This is a genomic window from Calothrix rhizosoleniae SC01 (assembly GCF_900185595.1).
Classification (GTDB): Bacteria; Cyanobacteriota; Cyanobacteriia; order Cyanobacteriales; family Nostocaceae; genus Calothrix_A; species Calothrix_A rhizosoleniae.
In genome coordinates, this window is sequence record NZ_FYBH01000277.1 from 1 (window position 1) to 21,176 (window position 21,176).

At 40.1% G+C, this 21,176-nt stretch carries 18 protein-coding genes and 1 pseudogene; 6 read left to right on the plus strand and 13 right to left on the minus strand.

The window, feature by feature from the left end:
* Positions 1-79: 79 nt before the first annotated feature.
* The 7 genes from CALSC_RS16595 to fdxB all read right to left on the minus strand — a co-directional run bounded on the left by CALSC_RS16595 (position 80) and on the right by fdxB (position 6,306).
* A complete protein-coding gene (locus tag CALSC_RS16595; protein WP_088242421.1) occupies positions 80-541 on the minus strand; it encodes an ArsC/Spx/MgsR family protein in 462 nt (153 codons plus the stop codon).
* Positions 542-620: 79 nt separating this feature from the next.
* Entirely contained in the window at positions 621-1,232 is a 612-nt protein-coding gene (locus tag CALSC_RS16600) for a cysteine dioxygenase family protein (protein ID WP_088242422.1), read from the minus strand.
* A 97-nt stretch (positions 1,233-1,329) separates the two neighbouring features.
* Complete coding sequence (locus CALSC_RS16605; RefSeq protein ID WP_088242423.1) at positions 1,330-1,830, minus strand: hypothetical protein; 501 nt, start codon at positions 1,828-1,830, stop codon at positions 1,330-1,332.
* A gap of 66 nt (positions 1,831-1,896) precedes the next feature.
* Complete coding sequence (locus CALSC_RS16610; RefSeq protein ID WP_088242424.1) at positions 1,897-2,487, minus strand: cytochrome c oxidase subunit 3; 591 nt, start codon at positions 2,485-2,487, stop codon at positions 1,897-1,899.
* Between the two features lie 132 nt (positions 2,488-2,619).
* Positions 2,620-4,302, minus strand: a complete 1,683-nt coding sequence (gene ctaD / locus CALSC_RS16615) for a cytochrome c oxidase subunit I (RefSeq protein WP_088242425.1) — start codon at positions 4,300-4,302, stop codon at positions 2,620-2,622.
* 36 nt (positions 4,303-4,338) lie between these two features.
* Positions 4,339-5,307 (minus strand): cytochrome c oxidase subunit II, encoded by a 969-nt coding sequence (locus CALSC_RS16620; protein WP_088242426.1) that lies wholly within the window; start codon positions 5,305-5,307, stop codon positions 4,339-4,341.
* A gap of 705 nt (positions 5,308-6,012) precedes the next feature.
* On the minus strand, positions 6,013-6,306 hold the full coding sequence (gene fdxB / locus CALSC_RS16625; RefSeq protein ID WP_088242427.1) for a ferredoxin III, nif-specific: 294 nt from the start codon (positions 6,304-6,306) through the stop codon (positions 6,013-6,015).
* Between the two features lie 1,187 nt (positions 6,307-7,493).
* Here fdxB and CALSC_RS16630 point away from each other — a divergent pair.
* Positions 7,494-9,071: a helix-turn-helix domain-containing protein gene (locus CALSC_RS16630; protein ID WP_088242428.1), complete on the plus strand. Its 1,578-nt coding sequence runs from the start codon at positions 7,494-7,496 to the stop codon at positions 9,069-9,071.
* Positions 9,072-9,870: 799 nt separating this feature from the next.
* Positions 9,871-12,489, plus strand: a complete 2,619-nt coding sequence (clpB, locus tag CALSC_RS16635; protein ID WP_088242429.1) for an ATP-dependent chaperone ClpB — start codon at positions 9,871-9,873, stop codon at positions 12,487-12,489.
* 374 nt (positions 12,490-12,863) lie between these two features.
* Here clpB and CALSC_RS27055 read toward each other — a convergent pair whose 3' ends face one another.
* The 6 genes from CALSC_RS27055 to CALSC_RS16665 form a co-directional block, all read right to left on the minus strand.
* Positions 12,864-13,043 carry a hypothetical protein gene (locus CALSC_RS27055; protein WP_200817656.1) on the minus strand — a complete coding sequence of 60 codons (180 nt, stop codon included), beginning with the start codon at positions 13,041-13,043 and terminating at the stop codon, positions 12,864-12,866.
* Between the two features lie 198 nt (positions 13,044-13,241).
* Positions 13,242-13,637: an arsenate reductase, glutathione/glutaredoxin type gene (gene arsC / locus CALSC_RS16640; protein WP_235006820.1), complete on the minus strand. Its 396-nt coding sequence runs from the start codon at positions 13,635-13,637 to the stop codon at positions 13,242-13,244.
* 223 nt (positions 13,638-13,860) lie between these two features.
* A complete protein-coding gene (locus CALSC_RS16645) occupies positions 13,861-14,565 on the minus strand; it encodes an MIP/aquaporin family protein (protein WP_088242431.1) in 705 nt (234 codons plus the stop codon).
* 625 nt (positions 14,566-15,190) lie between these two features.
* A complete protein-coding gene (locus CALSC_RS16655; RefSeq protein ID WP_088242433.1) occupies positions 15,191-15,517 on the minus strand; it encodes an ArsR/SmtB family transcription factor in 327 nt (108 codons plus the stop codon).
* A 218-nt stretch (positions 15,518-15,735) separates the two neighbouring features.
* Positions 15,736-16,938 (minus strand): aspartate aminotransferase, encoded by a 1,203-nt coding sequence (locus CALSC_RS16660; RefSeq protein ID WP_088242434.1) that lies wholly within the window; start codon positions 16,936-16,938, stop codon positions 15,736-15,738.
* Complete coding sequence (locus tag CALSC_RS16665) at positions 16,935-18,122, minus strand: iron-containing alcohol dehydrogenase family protein (protein ID WP_088242435.1); 1,188 nt, start codon at positions 18,120-18,122, stop codon at positions 16,935-16,937. The genes CALSC_RS16660 and CALSC_RS16665 overlap by 4 nt, the downstream gene beginning before the upstream one ends.
* Before the next feature lie 400 nt (positions 18,123-18,522).
* Between CALSC_RS16665 and CALSC_RS16670 the strand changes: the two genes are divergently transcribed.
* From CALSC_RS16670 to CALSC_RS16685, 4 genes and pseudogenes are all read left to right on the plus strand, one after another.
* Positions 18,523-19,269, plus strand: coding sequence for an SDR family oxidoreductase (locus CALSC_RS16670; RefSeq protein WP_088242436.1), 747 nt, complete (start codon positions 18,523-18,525; stop codon positions 19,267-19,269).
* Between the two features lie 122 nt (positions 19,270-19,391).
* Positions 19,392-19,913, plus strand: a complete 522-nt coding sequence (locus tag CALSC_RS16675) for a Ycf51 family protein (RefSeq protein ID WP_088242437.1) — start codon at positions 19,392-19,394, stop codon at positions 19,911-19,913.
* 330 nt (positions 19,914-20,243) lie between these two features.
* Positions 20,244-20,699: a hypothetical protein gene (locus tag CALSC_RS16680; RefSeq protein ID WP_143288279.1), complete on the plus strand. Its 456-nt coding sequence runs from the start codon at positions 20,244-20,246 to the stop codon at positions 20,697-20,699.
* A 21-nt stretch (positions 20,700-20,720) separates the two neighbouring features.
* Positions 20,721-21,176 (plus strand): annotated as a pseudogene (locus tag CALSC_RS16685) (hypothetical protein); the annotation flags it as partial.

Here is a 21,176-nt window from a genome sequence, read left to right on the forward strand (position 1 = left end):
ACTTGCGCGTAGCGCTATAGTTTCTCAGATTTACGCAGGAGATTACAACAGAATTTGGAGAAATTAGTTACTAAAATTACTAATGTTTGCAAGCACCCTGCTCGTGATGATGTTGGTGATTATTGGGACAGCCTTGCAAATCTTGATTTTTGAGATTATTACTAATTTCCTGAAGAGATGCATCCGCAGGTTTTAAGCCAATCCATGCATCAATTTTATCCACTTCAAAACCAACCTCACGGCGATTGTCAATTTCCATTAAGGGACGACGGATTAACAATGGATCTTGTAGCATTAGTGTTAAAGCTGTAGCAGCATCCAATTTTTCCGGTATTACTTCTCCAGACTTAACCTTAGGTGCAGCTTTATTAAACCATTCTGCCACAGGGCGATCGCCAAAAAATGAGCGTAAACGTTCAATTGTCCACGGTTCAGTTAATAGATTAAACGATACAACTTCATGACCAGAGGCTGTCAATAAAGTTTTCTGTTTAGTATTATTGCGACACCCTGGTTTTTCATAGAAAATTATTCTTGCCATTTTCCCTATTTTCCTTCCTTAATTATCAATTCCCTACTAAATTTTGGCGAAAATAATCAGTATAATCCGTGCTCCCCATTTAAAAATTTTTCATGGTATGGGTATCCCGATCAAACTCAAACCTTTCTTGCATTTTAGTTTCACCATAAATATTGAAAGTAATAGTCGGCTCATCTCCTAATGCTTCAATACTATGGATCGCATCTGGCGTAAAACTAATAATATCCCCAGGGAATAGAATCAATTCACCAGTGCGTTGTACATTAATTTCACCATCAGCAGTAGGAATTCGCTGCCAAAAGGTATTTTTTTCCTGTCCCTTTAATATTGCTACTACTCCCCAAGTACCATGGGTATGTACAGTAGAAACAGCTCCTGGGTAAAATTTAACTGTTTGTACGGTAAAAGGAAATCCTAACTCCTCATAAAGTACTGAAACTGCAATCCCATTATCAGGATTTGGGTCAAATCTTTGACTTTTGACCCAATAGGAATTTAGTACCAGTTTCCTCACCAATTTTCTGATTGTTGGTAATTGGCTATGTTCCTCTTCTACACCATGAAGAGCATCTTCTACCTCCGTAAGAAAGCGATAAAGACGGTAATTATCTTTTAGTAAATCCCAAGGTCTTACTGATTTACATAATTCATAATTACCATCACCATTTACCACCCAATCTCTTGTTTTCATAAGCATTGCATTATAATGTGTAAATAAGATAGGGAAGCTTGAATAGGTAAAAGTACTCTGGATACTTTGTGGGGCAATTAATTATCCTAATCTTCCATTATTCATCATCATCGTCTTGGGGCTGTGTCAGAATACCTAGTAATATTTTGGCTCCTGTAAATTCATTATGACTGTCAATTTCCTGAATGCGAGTGCATATAGTTTGAGCTTGTTCCAGCTCTCCTAATTTTGCGAGAATTAATCCAGAAGCAGCATAGGCATTTATATATAGTCTCAGGTTAGCCGATTCTTGACGATTTAACAGAATGGATTTTTGTTGTTCCCAGTTATCAGTTAATTGTTCAGCTTCTTTAATTTTATCCATTAATTGATTCGCTGCTTGCAATGCCATAGAATAATTATTTTTATAATAAAAATATCTATAAGCTGATACTAAAATTTCTAAGTATTCTGACTGGTTTTTCGATTCAGATAAAGCTTGGTTGATATACTTATCTGCTGCTGAAGTATTACTGTAATTCTCCGCAGCTAATACAAGTAATTTTTTTACGCGATTACTTGCCTGAAACCAAGAGAATTTTTGTGTATCAGTTACCATAAAAAATCCTTTATCCACATCTTACGCCACAATATTTGTAGGGTGGGCAATGCCCACCCTAAATTTCTAAAATAGGGAAAGAATGTAGAGCAAAGTGAAGAGAATAATCCAAATAATATCGACAAAATGCCAGTAAATTTCTGCCATAGCAATACCAGTGTGTTTGCTAGCAGAATAGTGCCCAGGACGACGAGAACGCCACAATACACCTAAAATCAGAAGTAGTCCCACAAATACGTGTAAACCGTGGAATCCGGTCATTAAATAGAAACAATTGGCAAAAACGTTGGTAGTCAGACCATACCCTAAACTCATGTATTCATAAACCTGACCCAAGAGGAAAATTGCCCCCATAATCGCCGTGATTATGTACCATTTCCGCATCCCGGAGACATCATTATTTTTAATTGCCTTGTCACCCCAGTGAATCACAAAGCTACTGGAAACCAGGATAATGGTGTTAATGGTGGGCAATAATAACTCTACCTCTGTGCCTTCTGGAGGCCAAGCAGTGTTAATGCCGCGAAAGTATAGATAGGTGGCAAAAAAACCACCAAACATCAAAGACTCAGAGACTAGAAAGGTCAACAATCCCACTACTCGTAAGTCGGGATGGGCTTGATCATGACCTGGGGTTGTGCTAGTTGCGATCGCCATATTTATTTACGCTATGAGGTGATTTATTAGGAAGTGGTTGAGGGGTGAGGGTTGAGAGTTGATGGTTGGGAGTTAAGATTTTTTATCTTTTACTCCTTTCCTCCTTCACTCCTTCCCTCTTTCCCTCCTCCACTAGCCTTCAGTTACCACAGAAGCAGAAGTTTCCTCATTGTTACCATTCATTCCGTAGTCGTAAGGACCATGGGTCACAACGGGTAATACTTCCCAGTTTTCTACCATGGGTGGAGAACTGGTTGTCCATTCCAAAGATAAAGCCTGCCAAGGATTGTCTCCTGCTTTTGCTCCAGCCATCCAACTCCAAATGACGTTGATGGCAAAGGGAATGACTGAGATGCCTAAGATATAGGAACCAATGGTACAAATCTCATTCAAACCAGCAAATTGAGGGTCATACATCGCCACCCGTCTGGGCATTCCTTGCAAACCCAATTCATGCATGGGTAGGAAGGTAAGGACTGTACCAATGAATGTCAGAGCAAAGTGGACTCGACCCCAGGCTTCATTCATCATCCGCCCTGTCATTTTCGGGAACCAATGGTAAATACCGGAATAAATCCCAAATACAGAACCACCAAACAGGACGAAGTGGAAGTGTGCCACCACATAGTATGTGTCGTGGACATGGATATCAAAGGGAGCAGTACCCATAGTCACACCACTTAAACCACCCATGACAAACATGGATAATAAACCCAAGGCAAATAGCATGGCGGTGGTAAAGCGAATTTTACCGCCCCATAGTGTCGCTACCCAACCAAAAATCTTCACACCAGTAGGAACAGCAACTATTAGGGTGGAGATGGTGAAGAACATCCGCATCCAGCCGGGGGTACCACTGGTAAACATATGGTGTACCCATACAAACAAACCAACTACGCAAATTGCCAAACTGGAATAAGCGATCGCTTTATATCCGAAAATGGGTTTACGAGCATGGATGGGTACTACTTCGGACATAATACCGAAGATGGGCAGAATCATTAGATACACTGCCGGGTGGGAGTAAAACCAGAATAGGTGTTGATAGATAATGACGTTACCGCCAGCATCTGGCTTAAAGAAAGAAGTACCAAAGTTGAGGTCAAACAACAATAGTACTAAACCTGCGGCGAGTACAGGGGTGGAAAGTAGTGCTAATACGGAAGTAGCTAAAATCGCCCAGCAAAATAGGGGTAGTTGATCCCACTTCATACTGGGAATCTTCATCTTCCAAATGGTAACTACAAAGTTGAGGGAACCTAAAATGGAAGATGTACCCACCAAAACAATGGCGAGTATCCACATGGTTTGAGCCATGGGAGCAGTAACTAAGCTCAAAGGTGGATAAGCAGTCCATCCAGATTGGGAGCCACCAAAGATAAAACTACCTAATACTAGGGCACCTGCGGGGGGATTCAACCAAAATGCGATCGCATTTAGTTTGGGGAATGCCATATCCCTAGCACCAATCATTAACGGTACTAGATAGTTACCAAATCCACCAATGGCACTGGGAACAATCCATAGAAAAATCATGATTGTCCCGTGATTAGTCATTAAAGCATTGTAGAAGTTGGGATCGACTAAATCCGCCGCTGGTGTTGCTAACTCTACCCGCATCGCCACAGCCATTAGTCCACCAATCAAATAGAAGATAAATGCCGTGACTAGGTACTGAATACCAATGACTTTGTGATCCGTATTAAAGGTGAAGTAGTGGTACCACTTCCAGGCTGGAGGATGAGAAGTTGGGGGTATATTCAAAGAAGTGCCATCATCCTCAAAAGGGTAATTATGGGGAATATCTACAGTCATAAACAATGTCCCTTGATAGTTAGGGTTCAACTATCCCTATTCTTGAATTTGGGCGAGAGTTGCTGCATTTACTCCCATGTTCTCGGTGTAGGGAGAGAGAAACTCGGAGTTAGATAAATCAGTGGGATTCATCGCTACAGCTGTGGAAGTTTCATTAGTTTGAGCAATTTGACTTTCTTTGAGCCAATTAGCAAACTCATCGGCAGATTCTACCACTACCTGCGATCGCATAGAGCCATGATAACCACCACACAATTCTGTACAAACAATGGGATATGTCCCCGGTTTCGTAGCCACAAACCGCAATCTAGTAGTCATACCGGGAATAGCATCTTGCTTAATCCGGAATTGGGGAACCCATAAAGAATGAATCACATCCGTCGCCGCAATATTCAGTTGCACATCCGCACCCACGGGAACATGTAATTCCCCACCATTTACCCCACTCTGGGGATAATTGAACAACCAAGCAAACTGCATCCCGGTAACATTTACCTCTAAATCAGCTGCTTGAGCTTGTTCTGTGGGAGATGCACCAATACCGATTTCCGGAGCCTTAGTAATTGATTCATTTCCAGAACCATCGCTCAAAGTCGCAGCAATAGCAGTTCCCGGTATTTGGGCAACTTGTTGATGATTTCCTGAATCCAAACCACCCATACGTCCATAGACATCAACGCTATAGATACCCAAAGCAATCACAATGATTGTGGGGATGGCTGTCCAAAAAACCTCTAAAGCAAAGCTACCTTCAACAGGGACTCCATCTGTATCATCCCCAGGACGACGACGATACTTAACGAGAAAAATGAGGATAGTTCCTTCTACTACCAAAAACAAGACAATGGCGATGGAAAACATAACGTTAAAAAAACCATCAACCAAGGGAGCTTGTGCCGAAGCTTGTAGGGGTAGTAGATTGTGGTGCTGACCCATCCAAACGCTGAAAGCTGTAACAGCGATTCCAGCAACTAAGGTTAAGAGTGAAACAGGAATTTGTGCCATAAATTACCTGTGTTAAATATTTTAATTCTCTGAGGTGTTTTCTTTGGAGCTGGATTCTCACTACTGGAGCTAACGTTTCATCAGTAGTCAGTAATTGATCGACAATTAAATATCATCTGCCGTCTTGATAAATAGGTAATAGTTAATAGGTATAAAAACCAATTATTCATTACCAATTATTTCCCTTGAACAGTACAGTTGATTTTTGTTTGTCTACTCCATATTGTTAGGAGTTTCTTAGTCTTGCTAGTGATGATGATAAATTACCTCACTATCTTGTTTTTATCATCCAACAACAGTACTTCCTAGATTCACTCTTTTATTGTCTATCTTGTTCTTAAAAAAATTAGGGGGTTTAAAGATATTTTAATATCTCTAACCCCGCAATTATCAATATTCTCTTTCAACCTGAAAGGCTAAAAGTCCTTATACATAAAGTAAATCTATTGCTCTAGAAACTTGCTCGTTCATCTTGAATGTTAGTTAGGGAATCTTAGCCGTTAACTATAAATAGTTAATCAGTTACAATTAGCAATTTCCCCATTAGTTTACTGCGAACAATTTACCAGTTCGCAGTAAATTTGTATCCCCTATATTGTCCCAACAAATCTCATCATCCTCGCCAACAAACTTATATAGAGGCAGATTCTTTACTTATCCAAGACTGAATCCAAAAACAATAATTACACACACAAAATTAATGTGCTAATTATTCAAAGTTTCATGGGTATAGCACTTCTTAGAGCAGATTCTCGCACAAGCTTCACAACCAATGCAGTTTTCAGGATGAGCAACTATCATGACTTTCTTTTCGATTTCATCATCTTCATCATCATCCACAAATTCACCCTCTTCATTCATTGCTCTTAATTCCAGCACATTATGCCCACACACTTTAAAACATCTGCCACAACCAATGCATTTTTCTTCATCAATTGACTGAGCAAATTTTGGAGTCCAATTACTGCCACCAAATGTTAATCCTGTTAGTACTGCCATGAATCTACCTTCTGCAATATACTCTACAAGTTTGTGTGCGTTGTTACGCTCATATTAAGATAATCTAAATTAAAGGTTAATGATGTAAGAAAATATAATTTTATCAATATTTAATTTGTATTCTGCAAATCTAAATTTATATGTGTTATGCAATATTTTTAGGGAACAAGATTATTGCTAATTTTTAGCATTATTTAGCAAAAAAATTAGTTCTATATGATTACTCATAGCATATAAATATATGGAAATCTCAATAAGAATCAAATTTATGGCAGTCCTATCTGAATCTATCCCTTACTCATAAGTATTGCAGGGTTGGGAGTGTGGAGAGTAAGAGAATGGGGGAGTGAGGGAGTGAGAGAAGATGTTATTTCTTTCTCTCTTTCCCTCCTTCCTTCTCTCCTTTGTCTCCCATATTCTGTAAGGGGAGTACCCTTTTATTGTAATTCCTCCAAGGTGAGAGGTCTCAATTTAAATGAGATAAATCTAGATTTTTATTAATAATTGATAACTTCTATATACTACTCACATTTTCACCATTCAGATGATTGAAATGACATATTATTGCATTAATTTCAAATGATACCGACATAGATATATAAAATCATACAAGTATTTATCATGTGCAATGATCGTATATTCAATATCATTTTTATTTGTACTTGTAATAAAAAACTTGGTATCTATATTTTAAAAAATGCAGTTATGAATATTACAACAGATTAATCTATTTAATGGTGACGATATTTTGGTGATTGTATTCTATTGCTGACATCGAATTATTATTATGTTTAACAAACTCATTTAATTAACTTTTTTAGATTTATGTATGTTATTCACTAACAATAACACTAAAGAATTTTGGTAAAAAAACAAATATTATTGAATAATCTGGTAAATGTGAGCTATAAAAGGATTTGTTGGCTCATCGCGAACAAATTTCCAATCGACTATATGAAATGTATAGAGAAGAAATATTGAAATTTAGACTCAATATAAAATTCTTGAGTCTCTTCCGGTTGGATGCGGAGTCCGAATATTGGTGTTAGTAATTGTGATAGTCAATAACATAATTTGTCTAATTACAATTTGCAAATGAGGAGTGGAGGAAGAGGATTGAGAAAATCAGGACACATCCGAGGAAGACTAGAGCCAAAAATCTCCATGAGGAAAGTGGCAATAGCCTTATGTCTTATACAATTCCTAATAAAAGTTGTCTTGGATGTGATAATTGTCGCCCCCAATGTCCCACGGGTGCAATTAAAAGAGAAAATGATAAATATTGGATAGATCCTTCACTTTGTAACAACTGTGAAGGTTATTATCCCGAACCACAGTGTGTTACTGTATGTCCCAATGATTCCCCTATTCCTTTACAGGCAAAAAGAGGACGATGTAAAGTTGAACCAAGGGAAGCTACCAGCCCAGATTTATTTGCCAATGGTAAAAGTAACCCTTTTGCATCATCAATAGTCATGTGGGAAGCTTGTAATGTTCTGGCACAAAGAGCTTCCTTGCCTTGGGAAACAGATGAAGAGGGGAGAATTTGTTACCGTAGACAAGTTAATCAAGGTCGAGGAGAGATAGCTTTTCATATTAATGATTCAGGGAATTGCACAACAGATTTAGGAGTAATTGAAAACTTCGATATTAGAGCAGCTTGTCTGCATTTAATCTTAGCTGCTCACACTACAACCCTAGATAAACCCTGGGAACAGGTCTTTACCATAGATGAACACCAAATAGAAAAATATTTGGGATTGGAAAAACGTAAAGACCTCAATAAAAATGTGAAGTTAAACCTAATTAAAAATCTCGTGCAACAAGCTTGTTCCTTATTGGTTTCTGTCCAGTGGTTTCAACAAGGTCGAATTCAGAAATTTTCCTTTGCACAAACTCCATTATGGCATTTGCAGGGAGTGCAACACTACTTTCAAGAAGACCAAAATGGTTGTCAATATTTAGTAGGTATCACTTTTAAAATTCGGGCTGGTATTTGGGCAAAATATTTCCTGAATAGACAAGGATGTAAAGACAGAAAAGCATTTTATCAATATGGTAATCTGCCTAGAACTTTGCTAACTAACATTATGAGCATTTGGCAGCAACACGAAGGAACAGCCAGATTGATGTTATGGTTGCTGTTTAAAGCTAAAATGGGCAAAGAACAACGAATTATAGTTCCCACCCTCATGCGTGTTGCCTATGGTGAAGAAAAGGTTGCTACGGCTGCTACCCATAGACAAGAACGCAAACGTTTACTACGTACCTTTGAGAAGGATTTAGAAGTTCTCAACCATTATGGGATTAAGGCGATATTTGACCCAGTAACTTATCCACCAGATATTCAACCATTATGGGCTAAATTAATGGATATTCCCGAAGATCCAGATGAAGCATTAGAATTTTGGATCAATGATGCTGGTGCTAGTAATCGCTTGACAGATAGAGGACCTCGTGGAAAGTGGAATCAATTAATGAATGCGCGGATTTTATCTTTTGAATTGCCTCAAGAATGGGAACAGCAAATGACTAAAGGTGATAAGAAATCACGAGATACTAGGTATCGGAAAAATGCTAAAACCACTGGAGGTTTGTTAGGAGAACAGATTTCCCAAGCCCGGAAAAACCTGAATATTTCCCAGAGAGAGTTGGCAAAATTGGCTGGGAAAAGTCAAAGTTGGATTCGAGATATCGAAAATGGTCGCTTAAAAGCTAAGGTGGAAGATCAAGCTGTGTTACGTAAGGTTTTGGGTATTGCTTAATCATCAAGTTCAGTATGATTAGTTGTTGGCAATCAACAGATACACTTAGCTTACCTGGTAATACGATTTCACTCTATTAGTGATTAGTGATATAAATCATGAACTTGGGCGCAATGTTTGCGCCCCTACATATGTATCAATATTTTCATAAATTTTTATAAAAACTTGATTTTTCTATGCTCGATTTATATCGAGCCGCATTACGGTATTTTTCTGATAGTAGCTGGATAAATAACATCACCATCTAGATAATATGGCCTTCCAAATATCTTTATCAAATCTTTACAAAAATAAACTGTTAAATGGGTTACACCCCTCACCCCTATGCTGCTATAATGTGTTAAAGAGATGCACCCTGATGATCTGGAGAGCAGCCCAGGAGGCTCTCCTTTTTTCGTTTAACGTAAAAGATAATCAGTGGCGTTCGGTTGTAGCAGAGACTCAGCAGAGGATGCAGAAAAACAGTTAAAGATATTTCTTGTGTTTTGCCGTATCCCCTGCATTATTTATATTTACAGTATTTTGATCAAGAAGGAAAGAGGTACGCAATAAATTTCATTGTGCAGATTTTCATTCAAACTGCGTAAGTCCAACCCAAGATTGATAGTAAAGATTGATAGTTGGGATTGTTTTTGTGAAAACGGACGGTAATACTGCTATCAGAAGACGTAAAGACCGATCCAAGTAATAACACGTCTATTTTTACAATTACTGTTAAGAACAAATATATTTTGCTTTTAATTACCTGAACCTTTAATTTCAGGTCATCTACCTTTGCTGCTCGTTCCTCAAAAAGATTATGCAACCCACTAATCCTAACCAATTTACAGAAAAAGCCTGGGAAGCGATCGCCCATACTCCCGATATCGCTAAAGAATATCAACAACAGCAAATAGAAAGCGAACACTTGATGAAAGCATTGCTGGAACAGGAAGCTCTAGCTAGTGCAATTTTTACTAAAGCAGATGTGAATCTACAGCAGCTGCGTGATCGCACGGAACAGTTTCTGCGACAGCAGCCAAAAGTATCTGGTGGGATTAGTTCCGTATATTTAGGACGTAGTTTAGATAAACTATTGGATCGGGCTGAAGCATCCCATCAGGAATTTAAAGACGAATATATCTCCATTGAACATTTATTACTTGGTTATGCTAAAGATGACCGTTTTGGCAAAGCTTTATTGCAAGAATTTAGCTTAGATGAAACCAAGCTGAAAAATATTATTAAACAGATTCGTGGAAATCAAACAGTGACAGACCAAAATCCCGAAGGCAAATACCAATCACTGGAAAAATATGGGCGGGATCTCACAGAAGCAGCTCGCCAAGGTAAACTTGATCCGGTCATTGGCAGGGATGATGAGATTCGCCGCACCATCCAAATTCTCTCTCGTCGTACCAAGAATAATCCCGTCCTCATTGGGGAACCAGGGGTAGGTAAAACTGCGATCGCTGAAGGTTTAGCTCAGCGTGTCATAGCTGGTGATGTCCCCCAATCTCTCAAAGACCGCAAGTTAATTGCTTTGGATATGGGTGCTTTGATTGCAGGGGCAAAATTTCGGGGTGAATTTGAGGAACGGTTAAAGGCGGTATTAAAGGAAGTTACAGAATCTGAGGGGAATATTGTCCTATTTATTGATGAGATCCATACCGTTGTTGGTGCAGGAGCAACCCAAGGGTCAATGGATGCCGGAAATTTACTCAAACCAATGCTGGCGCGGGGTGAATTGCGCTGTATTGGGGCGACGACTTTGGATGAATACCGTAAATATATAGAAAAGGATGCGGCATTAGAAAGACGCTTCCAGCAGGTTTATGTGGATCAACCAACTGTGGAAGATACCATTTCCATTTTGCGGGGTTTGAAGGAACGGTATGAAGTCCATCATGGGGTGAAAATTTCCGATAGTTCCCTGGTAGCAGCCGCAACATTATCTAGCCGGTATATTAGCGATCGCTTCTTGCCAGATAAAGCCATTGATTTGGTGGATGAAGCTGCGGCAAGGCTGAAAATGGAAATTACCTCCAAGCCTGAAGAATTAGACGAAATCGACCGGAAAATTTTGCAGTTGGAAATGGAAAAGTTATCTCTGCAAAAAGAAAGTGATGCTGCTTCTAAGGAACGTTTAGAAAGGTTAGAAAAAGAACTAGCTGACCTGAAAGAAGAACAAAGAGCACTCAATACTCAATGGGAATCGGAAAAGGGTGTAATTACCAAAATTCAGTCGGTGAAAGAGGAAATTGATCGGGTAAATTTGGAAGTTCAGCAATCGGAACGCAATTATGACCTCAATCGCGCTGCTGAGTTGAAATATGGTAAGTTAACGGACTTACATCGGCAATTGGAAACCGTAGAAGGGGAATTAGCCCAGGCTCAAGGAAGTGGTACTTCTTTGTTGAGGGAGGAAGTCACCGAAGCAGATATTGCAGAAATTATTTCCAAGTGGACGGGGATCCCCATTAGTAAGTTGGTGGAATCGGAGAAGGAAAAGTTACTGCACCTAGAAGATGAATTACATCACCGGGTTATTGGACAAGAAGAAGCCGTCACCGCCGTGGCTGATGCCATTCAACGTTCCCGCGCCGGTTTAGCAGATCCCAATCGTCCCATTGCCAGTTTTGTCTTCCTCGGCCCTACAGGGGTGGGTAAAACGGAATTAGCTAAGGCCCTAGCGACATATATGTTTGATACCGAAGAAGCAATGGTACGGATTGATATGTCCGAGTATATGGAGAAGCACACCGTTTCTCGATTAATTGGTGCCCCTCCAGGATATGTGGGTTACGAGGAAGGGGGACAATTAACCGAAGCTATTCGCCGTCGTCCTTATGCTGTGATTCTCTTCGATGAAATCGAAAAAGCACACCCAGATGTATTTAATATCTTTCTGCAAATTTTAGATGATGGTCGCGTTACTGATGCCCAAGGTCATACGGTGGATTTTAAGAACACTATTATTATTATGACCAGTAATATTGGTTCTCAGTATATTCTCGATGTCGCTGGGGATGACTCCCTCTACGATGAAATGCGTAATCGAGTTATGGAAGCCATGCGGACTACTTTTCGTCCTGAATTCCTCAACCGGGTTGATGAACTAATTATCTTCCATGTTCTGCTCAAACAGCAACTACGGCAAATTGTGCTGTTGCAAGTTGAGAAGCTGCGGCAAAGATTGAGCGATCGCAAAATGTCTCTTAAGCTTGCTGATCCATCCCTTGATTTCATCGCCGATGTTGGTTTTGACCCCGTATTTGGTGCCCGTCCTCTCAAACGAGCCATTCAACGGGAGTTGGAAACACAAATTGCTAAAGCTATCTTACGAGGCGAGTTTAGCGATGGTGACACTATTTATGTGGATGTGGAGAATGAGCGTCTTGCCTTTAAGCGTTTACCCGCAGAATTGTTGACAACCTAGTTTGGATTTTGGATCATAGATTAATATTATCCTCAAAGACGCAAACTCATATTTCATGGTTTTGCGTCTTTTTGTGATAATGCTTTTTGAGTCAAAATATACCCACCATACAACTGATTATCTTGCCACGAACTTGTATAAAAAGTCAACCCAAAAAACCTTAATTTTTCGTTTCTAAAACCGTATATTTGGCTACAATTTATCTGATTTTTTCGATTTTAAGTAACAATTTCGTTACAAAAAAGTTGATTAGATTAAGTAGATCAAAGAATTATTGCAAAATGGTAAATATTTAACCGTGGAAAACCGTTACAATAACCAAAAATGTTCTAAGTACTGATGCGATCACTATATTTTCAGCATCACTAATAATATTAGGATGCGATCGCTTCGTAGTAGATAATGAAATTGGTGTCAGTTGTCAGCACGCCTACTTCTTCCACGGCAACTTCGTCCCCATCTCCGTTAATGCGGAGAAAACTAAATAAACTACAGCACTTTGCAGGTAAATGAAGTGCAAAACAAAAAGTTACATAACTCACATCTTGCACCACATAATTATTGCGAAAATTATCGCCTGTAACCCTTATTATTCTGTAGGGTGGGCAATGCCCACCTTACTCTTATTGAGAAGGAGCAAGATATGTGATAATCTGCAAATATCCTCCTGCTCCACAAGGAACACGAATTAATGCTCGTCTATAGCCAAATCTTCTTACCTCCAGCAAAGTTGCTTTCTGGCTCCTGCCTTATTAATTGAGTGATGCAATCAATTTCTCTACCCTTTCTTTAACTAGATCCCTGACTTTATAAAAGGTGTCTATAGATTCTCCCTCAGGATCTTCTAATTGCCAATCTGCAAATACTTCTCTGGTTAACCATTCACTAGGCAAATTCACACCACAACCACATAAAGAAATCACAACATCGTAATCTTGGGGGTTAAAATCCCCTAAAGCCTTGGAATTCTGATTGCTAATATCAATGCCAATATCTGCCATCACTTGCAATGTCAAGGGATCTACATGACTTGCTTCCAGTCCAGAACTAGTCACAGATATTTTTTCTGCTCCCAATGTCCGAGCAAAACCCTCTGCCATTTGGGAACGACGGGAATTTTTCTTACAAACAAACATTACTTTTTTCATATTTATTCCTAGGTAAAAAATGGGGAGTTGTTAGTTGTTAGTTGTTAGTTGTTAGTTGTTAGTTGGGAGTTGTTAGTTGGGAGTTGATAGTTGTTAGTTGGGAAGAGGTGTTTATGACCCTTCGCGTCAAGCTACGCTTTTCTTTAATGACCACAGGGCTATACATTCTTGGTTATGAGCAAACCTACTCTATGAGAATGCTGTACCTACATAAGAGACTGACTTAATTAATATCTTGAAAATTATCAGAAAGTTGCCGATATACAATAACTGCTAATTGTGCCCCCAAAATAGGTGCTACCCAATACAGCCAATGGTGTTGCCAAATTCCCCCAACAAATGCTGGCCCCAAAGAACGGGCTGGATTCATACTTGCACCGGTAATTGGTCCCATAAAAGCAGCCTCTAAACCGACTGTTAAACCAATTGCTAATCCGGCAAAACCAATAGGAGCCCGACGATCTAATCCAGAACCCAAAATTACAAACATTAAAATAAATGTCAACACAAGTTCTAAAATAAAAGACTGCAACCAATTGTCATTGAGTGGTAAAGTCGCTCCCAAATTGGCAACTTTTCCTAAACTAATTAGCAGTAAAAATGATGCTGCGATCGCTCCTAAAGATTGACCCATAATATAGGGTAGAACGAGGCGTTTGGAGAAAAATCCAGTAGTCCAAAATGCTAAAGTGACAGCAGGATTAAAATGGGCACCACTAATATGCCCAAGGCTGTAAATTAAGGCAGCAACAACAGCACCAAAGACAAAACTAATGCCCAGATGGGTAACTGCACCATCACTCAATTGATTCGCCATGACAGCACCAGTGCCTGCAAATACTAAAATAAAAGTGCCAATTGCCTCTGCTAATACCTCTCGCCAAGAATAAATGAATGATTTAGGTAAAGTCTTGAAACTTAGCTCCATGTTGTTAAATTGTTTATTTATCGTATAAATTCCTATATCAGAGCATCTTTTAGATTAAATCAATAAAATTTGATATGTCAAGTTAAAAGTTTAAGGCTCATAGGTTGCAGTCTTAAACGAAGGAAGTAGTCAGAAGGAAGAAGGATAATTGGTGAGTAGTTCACAAACTGTCCTCATATTCCCAATTATTTACTGCTGAGAATGCTAAAAATATACCTGAGAAAAGGATTTTTAACGAGGGAGTAGGGAGTAGGGGCGTGGGAGTTGGGATGCCCCATACTTAAAAGTAGGGGATTTAATGTTGACGTTTTTTCTGTCGGGCTTGCGCCTCTCCACCCAAATTTTCTTAACTTTCCACGGATAAATCCGGGGGTTTCAAACCATCCTGGAGTAGGGTATTTTTCCTCTTCCCCTACTTCCTACTCTCTACTCCCTACTCCCTATTTTTGTGATTTTGGCATTGCATAATTGCGGGATGATTTTGTCAGAGAGGATAAACCATAATTCCTGCGTCTCCGTATCTCCGTGTCTCTGTGTCTCCGCGTCAGCCTCAATCATCCCAGTATATGGCGTTCCGCCAAGCTGCGCTAACAGCAACGCCGTTATTTTTTGATGTAGAAGTCTCCTAGTCATCATCACAAGGAGAAGCTGGTAAAATCTGATTCAAGTTATTATATCTTTCTAGGTACTGTTTTAGTAGATTAAATTGAGAGGGATTTAGACTATAGTAAATCCACCGTCCTTCTTGGCGAAAGCAGACTAAATGGGCTTCTTTGAGTGTTTTTAGATGAAAAGAAAGTTTTGATTGGCTGACTTTGAGAATGTCACACAATTCACATACACAAAGTTCTCTATCTTGTAATAATTCTAATACTTTAATCCTTAATGGCTCCGATAAAGCATGAAAGCCAGCAATAATAGAGTTTTTACTAATAGTAGAGGGAGTGGGCATGAGGATAAATTAATTTATACAAACACAGGTATAAAGTTGTCGCTGAAAAAGTGTCTGCGATCTCTAACCCTAGATGTATACTATCTTAGGTTAAGAATAGGTTATGGAAATATCTCTGACTGATTTACCCTTGCTCCTGATTTTCCAGCCAGTTTCCCACAAACATGAAAATACCTCTGACTAAATGGTGACTACCCACTCCTGATTTTCCAGGTAATCTAATAAACTCCAACTTCTGATTTATAGCAAATACCAGCTTGTTTAAATCGTTGTATCACTTCTTGAAGGCGATCGCGATCCTTAATTAAGCTGATCCTCACATACCCCTCTCCTCCATCTCCAAAAGCATTTCCAGGGGTAAATACTACACCAGTTTTCTGCAAAACATCTAGAACAAATTCTGTAGAACTCATGCCAGGAGGGCATTTTACCCACAAATACATGGTGGCTCTTGTTTTGGGTACATCCCAACCTAATTGTGCTAATCCTTGAATGAGGAAATCCCGGCGAGTACGGTAGAGCTCTTGGACTTGGTGTAAATACTTATCCGGCAGTTGTAAAGCTGCTTCCCCTGCAACTTGCAATACGGAAAACAAACCATAATCTAAATTGGTTTTCAGAGTCCCTAAACCCTTTATTATTTGGGAATTACCGACCACAAATCCCACACGCCAGCCTGCCATATTATAAGTTTTAGACAAGGTATGAAATTCCACACCTATGTCCTTGGCACCAGGTATTTCTAATAAACTGGTGGGTTGATAGCCATCAAAAGCCAACTCGGCATAACATAAGTCATGGACGAGGATAATTTCATATTTGCGGGCAAAGGCAACAATGTCCTGAAAAAATTCCCTGGGAGCAGTAGCCCCAGTGGGGTTACTAGGGTAATTAAAATAGAGAATTTTTGCTTGTTCGGCAATGGTGTCGGGAATATCTTTTAAGTCAATCAGCCAGTCATTTTCTGGTTTAAGGACTATGTTATGAACTTTTCCTCCTGCTAGCATGGGACCACGAAAATGGGCGGGATAAGCAGGGGAAGGAACCAACACAAAATCACCAGGATTAACATAAGCCATTGCCAAATGAGCTAATCCTTCCTTAGAACCCAGTAGAGGTAAAGCCTCCGTTTCTGGATTCAGTAATACCTCATAGCGGCGACGATACCAATCTGTAATTGCACGGCGAAAGTTTGTGGTTCCGGCAAAGGGTGGATAACCATGATTATCTGCATTTTGCAGAGCTGCGATGGCTGCTTCTACCACTGGTTGTGGTGTGGGACCATCAGGATTACCCATGCCCAAATCAATCAAATCTTGTCCTTGTGCCCGTGCTTTTGCCTTCAGTTCATCTAAACGGGCAAACACATAGGTAGGTAGTGTTTGTATGCGTTCTGCTGGCTCTATCCAATCCAAACTCATTCTGTAACCTCTTCAGTTATTCCCCTAGTAGAAAGCCGATGCATGGAGTCTTTGGTTTCTATCGGTGCAGTGGTAGACACCATCGCCGCCATTAACTGTTCTAATGCCACAGCAAAGGGTAATCTATGGATATCAGAATTAGGAGTTAAGGCTATTTCTGCTGCTGTTTGTAAATCTTGGAGCGTGATTTTGCTTAATCCCAAATCAGCCAATGTTTTTGGTAGTTCTATATCTGCATAGAATTGTAATAACTGATTGCGGGCAGATGCGGCGAGTTGATTTCCGGCTACCATTTCTTCTAGGCGTAGCTGAACCAAAATCCCGTAAGCTACTTTTTCGCCGTGGATACTGCCTTTACCACAAATATGGGTTAAACCATTATGTACTGCATGGGCAGCAACGGTGCGACACTGGGCTCCTCCTAGTCCTCCAATCACACCAGCTAGTAGTACTGTGGCATCCACCACTTCACACCAAGGTTCACTTCCTGGTTCTTTGAGGGCAATAGCTGCTTTTTGGAATAAAATATCTCGAAGTACCCTGGCTTGCTGTACTGCTGCCACAATTAGGGTTTGTTCCGAACTGCCACTACTAACTGATGCTTCATACCATTTGGCGATCGCATCACCAATTCCTGCTACTAGTGTATGTTGGGGGGCTGTTTTAATTAATTCATAGTCAAGAATTAGTAAGTCGGGACAACGGGATAAGCTAACATCGTAAAGGAAGGCTCCTTCTGGGGAGTATACATTTGATAGTGCTGTCCAAGCTGCACAGGTAGCTGCGGATGTGGGAATAGTCACCACAGGTAAATTTAACTGATGTGCCAAAAGCTTGGCTGTATCTAATGCTTTTCCTCCACCCAAACCGATAATGACATCGGCTTTATGTTCCTTTGCTTGCTTGCGGAGAGATTTTAAACTCGGTTCTGAACAATCTGCACCATAATCTGTCAAGCACACCCTTAAATCTTGCTGCTGCAAAATTGGTTTTAGGTGACTTTCACCAATCGTCAAAGTACGAGCGCCAGTGACAATTAAGGGACTATGACCCAAACTTGCGATCGCTGTTACTGCTGACTGTAACACACCAGAACCACGCAGGACTTGTGCAGGGGCTATTGCCAGGGATAATGGGGAATTTGGAGCTTCAGTAGACAATTTTTTTGTAATTTTATTGGGCATATAAGTGATTTATTAACAGTATCATTTACAGCTATTTTGGAAAACTTTTACTAGGCTAATCCCTACAAGCGTTAAGGGAATCGTGATATTTCGCTAATTTGCTATCAGCCACGACCTTGAAACTCCAATTTTAAATTTTGGTTCACCAATATTTACTTAAAGTTTTGTAAAGTTATGACAATCTTTAAAATTATATTTTACATAAAAAAATAAATATTGTATTGTGAAACACAAAAAAATTTGATGAGCATGTTTCAGAGGAGGGATGGATAACATGAAATATGCCCTGTTCGAAAGTCTTATGGCACTACCCAATTAGTTTAGGACATTTGCTTCCTTTGATCTCACTGGTAGGACATAATGAACATTGCATCTTCTGCTAAATAAATCAGGAGGTCAGATGAAGTTATCTGGTCATAAGGTTCTAATTACCGGGGGAAATGGGGGTATTGGATTGGAATTGGCACGGGAATTTGTCACTCGCGGAAATCAAGTTGCAATCTGCGGTCGTGATACCCAGAAACTCGCCCAAGCCAAAACCTTACTTGGCGATGTCAAAACTGTTCAGAGTGATTTAGCGATCGCCAGTCAAATCCCATTGTTGGTGAGGGAAGCAGCAGAACAACTCGGTGGGCTTTCCATCCTGGTTAACAACGCTGGTATCCAACGAAATTTCAGTTTTTCTCAGGCAGATACCACCCACATAGCTCAGGATATTGCGGAGGAAATCCAGGTTAATCTGACCTCCTTAATGATCTTAACTGCTGCTTGTCTCCCCATGCTGAAAACCACTAAATCGGCAGCTGTAATCAATATCTCCTCAGCACTAGCTATAACGCCAAAGGCTAGTGCACCAGTTTACTGCTCAACCAAAGCCGCGGTACATAGCTTTTCTCAAACTTTGCGTTATCAGATGGAAGACACCCTGCCAATGGTTAAAGTATTTGAAGTAATTCCCCCTCTGGTGGATACCCAAATGACCAGTGGTCGGGGTGATAAGAAAATTACCCCTCGACAAGTTGCTATTGAAACTTTCCGGGGATTGGAAACCAATCAATATGAAATTTATGTTGGCAAAGCCAAACTTCTCCGTATTCTCTATCGTCTAGTACCTAAGATTGCGGCACAAATACTCAGAAATAGCTGAAATATATTGCATTTGTGTTGCTCTGTTGGATGGGTATTCCTAGTATACGTCTGTTAACTAATGCCTAGAGTTTAGGTAAGATGAGTTTATTTGTAACTAAAATACCCAGGTCATTTAACTCTATGTTCACTCCCGCCAATTTTTTGCAGTATACCCAATGGTCAGGAATTGCCACCTTGGTAATTGCGGCTCTGACGGTGTTAGCTTTTATCCTGAAGTGGGCGCTTCGCTTTCGGCTTGTGGGAGCAACAGGTTTTATGGCAGTACTAACTTTTGGATTGTTTTCCCTTTCCCTCGCGCCTTTAACTCGTACCGTAATTCCCGGTGCAATCAAGTATTCTTTAATATATGATAATGGGTCAACACAAACTGTAATTGCTGTTCCTAACCAAATTACTTCATCAGAATTAGAAGCAACTTTACGCCAAGCAGCTAGTAATTTATATTCTGTGGGTCGTTCCAGCTCAAGAGAAGAACCCAATTTAACTATTCGTGCTCGTACCGTTCTTCATCCAGAGCCAGGACTTTCTGTTCCATTTTACCTGGGACAAGTCAAGCGATCGCTCATTAATCGTGAAGATCCCGAAATGAATATTGAAATATATGAAGACAAATTAGCTCAACTCCCCACGGCTAATAGTTAGGGGTGGAGAACTTTGGGAAGAGAGAAAACAGGGAAAAGACAACAAACGAGAGCATCCCAAGATAAGCTGTCATGTATCTAATTTACTAGTTTTGACTGACGCAGGGAAGCGGGGACGGGGAGAGGGATGTGTCCCATCAAAATCTGCGATTTGACGGCTACCGATTGATGGGTAGTTCAAGCTCCCACCATATTGGTGTCTGGTGTGTCTCTTCTTGACTGAAAAAGAAAAGGATACAAGCCCCCAAATTTATTTGTGGAAGTTCCCCTGCTCCCTGCTCCCTGCTCCCCTGCCTATAATAATTAAGGGGTTTGACAGAGGGTGGGAGTAGTGAAAAAACTGAAGCAGGTAAGAGAATCTTTAACCAAAGAGTTGGGGACAGTGGTGGAATTGGGAGCAGAAACCCCCAAAGCCAGTTTAGAATTGGCAGTGGCTCTCGGCTGGTTAAATCCTGCTTTTACCCCTGTTACAGTTGGATTGTCTTTTGTCGGATTAACGAAAAAGGGACTGGAACTGTATCACAAAGTTGCCAACAAGGAGCCGGATATAGAAGAGTGGGTAGGAGTAGCTTTTCCTCTGGCTTATGTGGAAAGTTTTGATACTTTGGTGCAGCAGAATGACTGGTTAAGGGAAAATATTGGTACTGGGGTTTCCGGTCAAGAAATCAAGCAACAATTTGACCAGTTGGGAGAAATTCAATTAGATCAAGAATTAGTTGAACAGGCTTTAACATATTTCCCAGACTCCCTACTAGGTCATGCCTTAAATCAGCAATTGTCTAAGTAGGTTGGCGTAAAAAATTATCGTTTGGATAAGGCAGGGGGCAGGGAGCAGGGAGCAGGGGGAACAAGGGTTTTAGGCTTATTTACTATTCTTCACATAGTTTGGTTTTATTGTGCCGACTTACTTACTTACTTGGAGCAAGTGGGAGTTGATAAACAAACAATTCCCCTGATTACTGGCTGGGTTGCGTGGCGAACTAAAGCTTGTGTTGAATTACTCCTAGTATACGAGCCACAGAATTTAGTCGAGCAGCTTGCCATATATAGAACAGCAGCTCTGGAATTAGGAGCTACCCAAAAGTTTGGCAGTATTGAATATTACCTCAAAGAGTATATATCCCCCAATCCCAGCGATCGCTGGCGATTATCCCAGTGGCAAGTATTTGATGAGGATTTTCAGATTCCTGATATTTATGTACCATTGTCAGCTCAGTTATTAGATTCTAATGGCAAGGTAATAAAAGATAAAGCAGCAGTTAAT

Coding starts and splice junctions, on each gene's coding strand:
- arsC (WP_235006820.1), bottom strand. CDS start 13,637: ATGAAAAAAGTAATGTTTGTTTGTAAGAAAAATTCCCGTCGTTCCCAA.
- fdxB (WP_088242427.1), bottom strand. CDS start 6,306: ATGGCAGTACTAACAGGATTAACATTTGGTGGCAGTAATTGGACTCCA.
- CALSC_RS16605 (WP_088242423.1), bottom strand. CDS start 1,830: ATGGTAACTGATACACAAAAATTCTCTTGGTTTCAGGCAAGTAATCGC.
- CALSC_RS16600 (WP_088242422.1), bottom strand. CDS start 1,232: ATGAAAACAAGAGATTGGGTGGTAAATGGTGATGGTAATTATGAATTA.
- CALSC_RS16660 (WP_088242434.1), bottom strand. CDS start 16,938: ATGAGTTTGGATTGGATAGAGCCAGCAGAACGCATACAAACACTACCT.
- CALSC_RS16670 (WP_088242436.1), top strand. CDS start 18,523: ATGAAGTTATCTGGTCATAAGGTTCTAATTACCGGGGGAAATGGGGGT.
- CALSC_RS16645 (WP_088242431.1), bottom strand. CDS start 14,565: ATGGAGCTAAGTTTCAAGACTTTACCTAAATCATTCATTTATTCTTGG.
- clpB (WP_088242429.1), top strand. CDS start 9,871: ATGCAACCCACTAATCCTAACCAATTTACAGAAAAAGCCTGGGAAGCG.
- ctaD (WP_088242425.1), bottom strand. CDS start 4,302: ATGACTGTAGATATTCCCCATAATTACCCTTTTGAGGATGATGGCACT.
- CALSC_RS16630 (WP_088242428.1), top strand. CDS start 7,494: ATGTCTTATACAATTCCTAATAAAAGTTGTCTTGGATGTGATAATTGT.
- CALSC_RS16610 (WP_088242424.1), bottom strand. CDS start 2,487: ATGGCGATCGCAACTAGCACAACCCCAGGTCATGATCAAGCCCATCCC.
- CALSC_RS16595 (WP_088242421.1), bottom strand. CDS start 541: ATGGCAAGAATAATTTTCTATGAAAAACCAGGGTGTCGCAATAATACT.
- CALSC_RS16675 (WP_088242437.1), top strand. CDS start 19,392: ATGTTCACTCCCGCCAATTTTTTGCAGTATACCCAATGGTCAGGAATT.
- CALSC_RS16665 (WP_088242435.1), bottom strand. CDS start 18,122: ATGCCCAATAAAATTACAAAAAAATTGTCTACTGAAGCTCCAAATTCC.
- CALSC_RS16655 (WP_088242433.1), bottom strand. CDS start 15,517: ATGCCCACTCCCTCTACTATTAGTAAAAACTCTATTATTGCTGGCTTT.
- CALSC_RS16620 (WP_088242426.1), bottom strand. CDS start 5,307: ATGGCACAAATTCCTGTTTCACTCTTAACCTTAGTTGCTGGAATCGCT.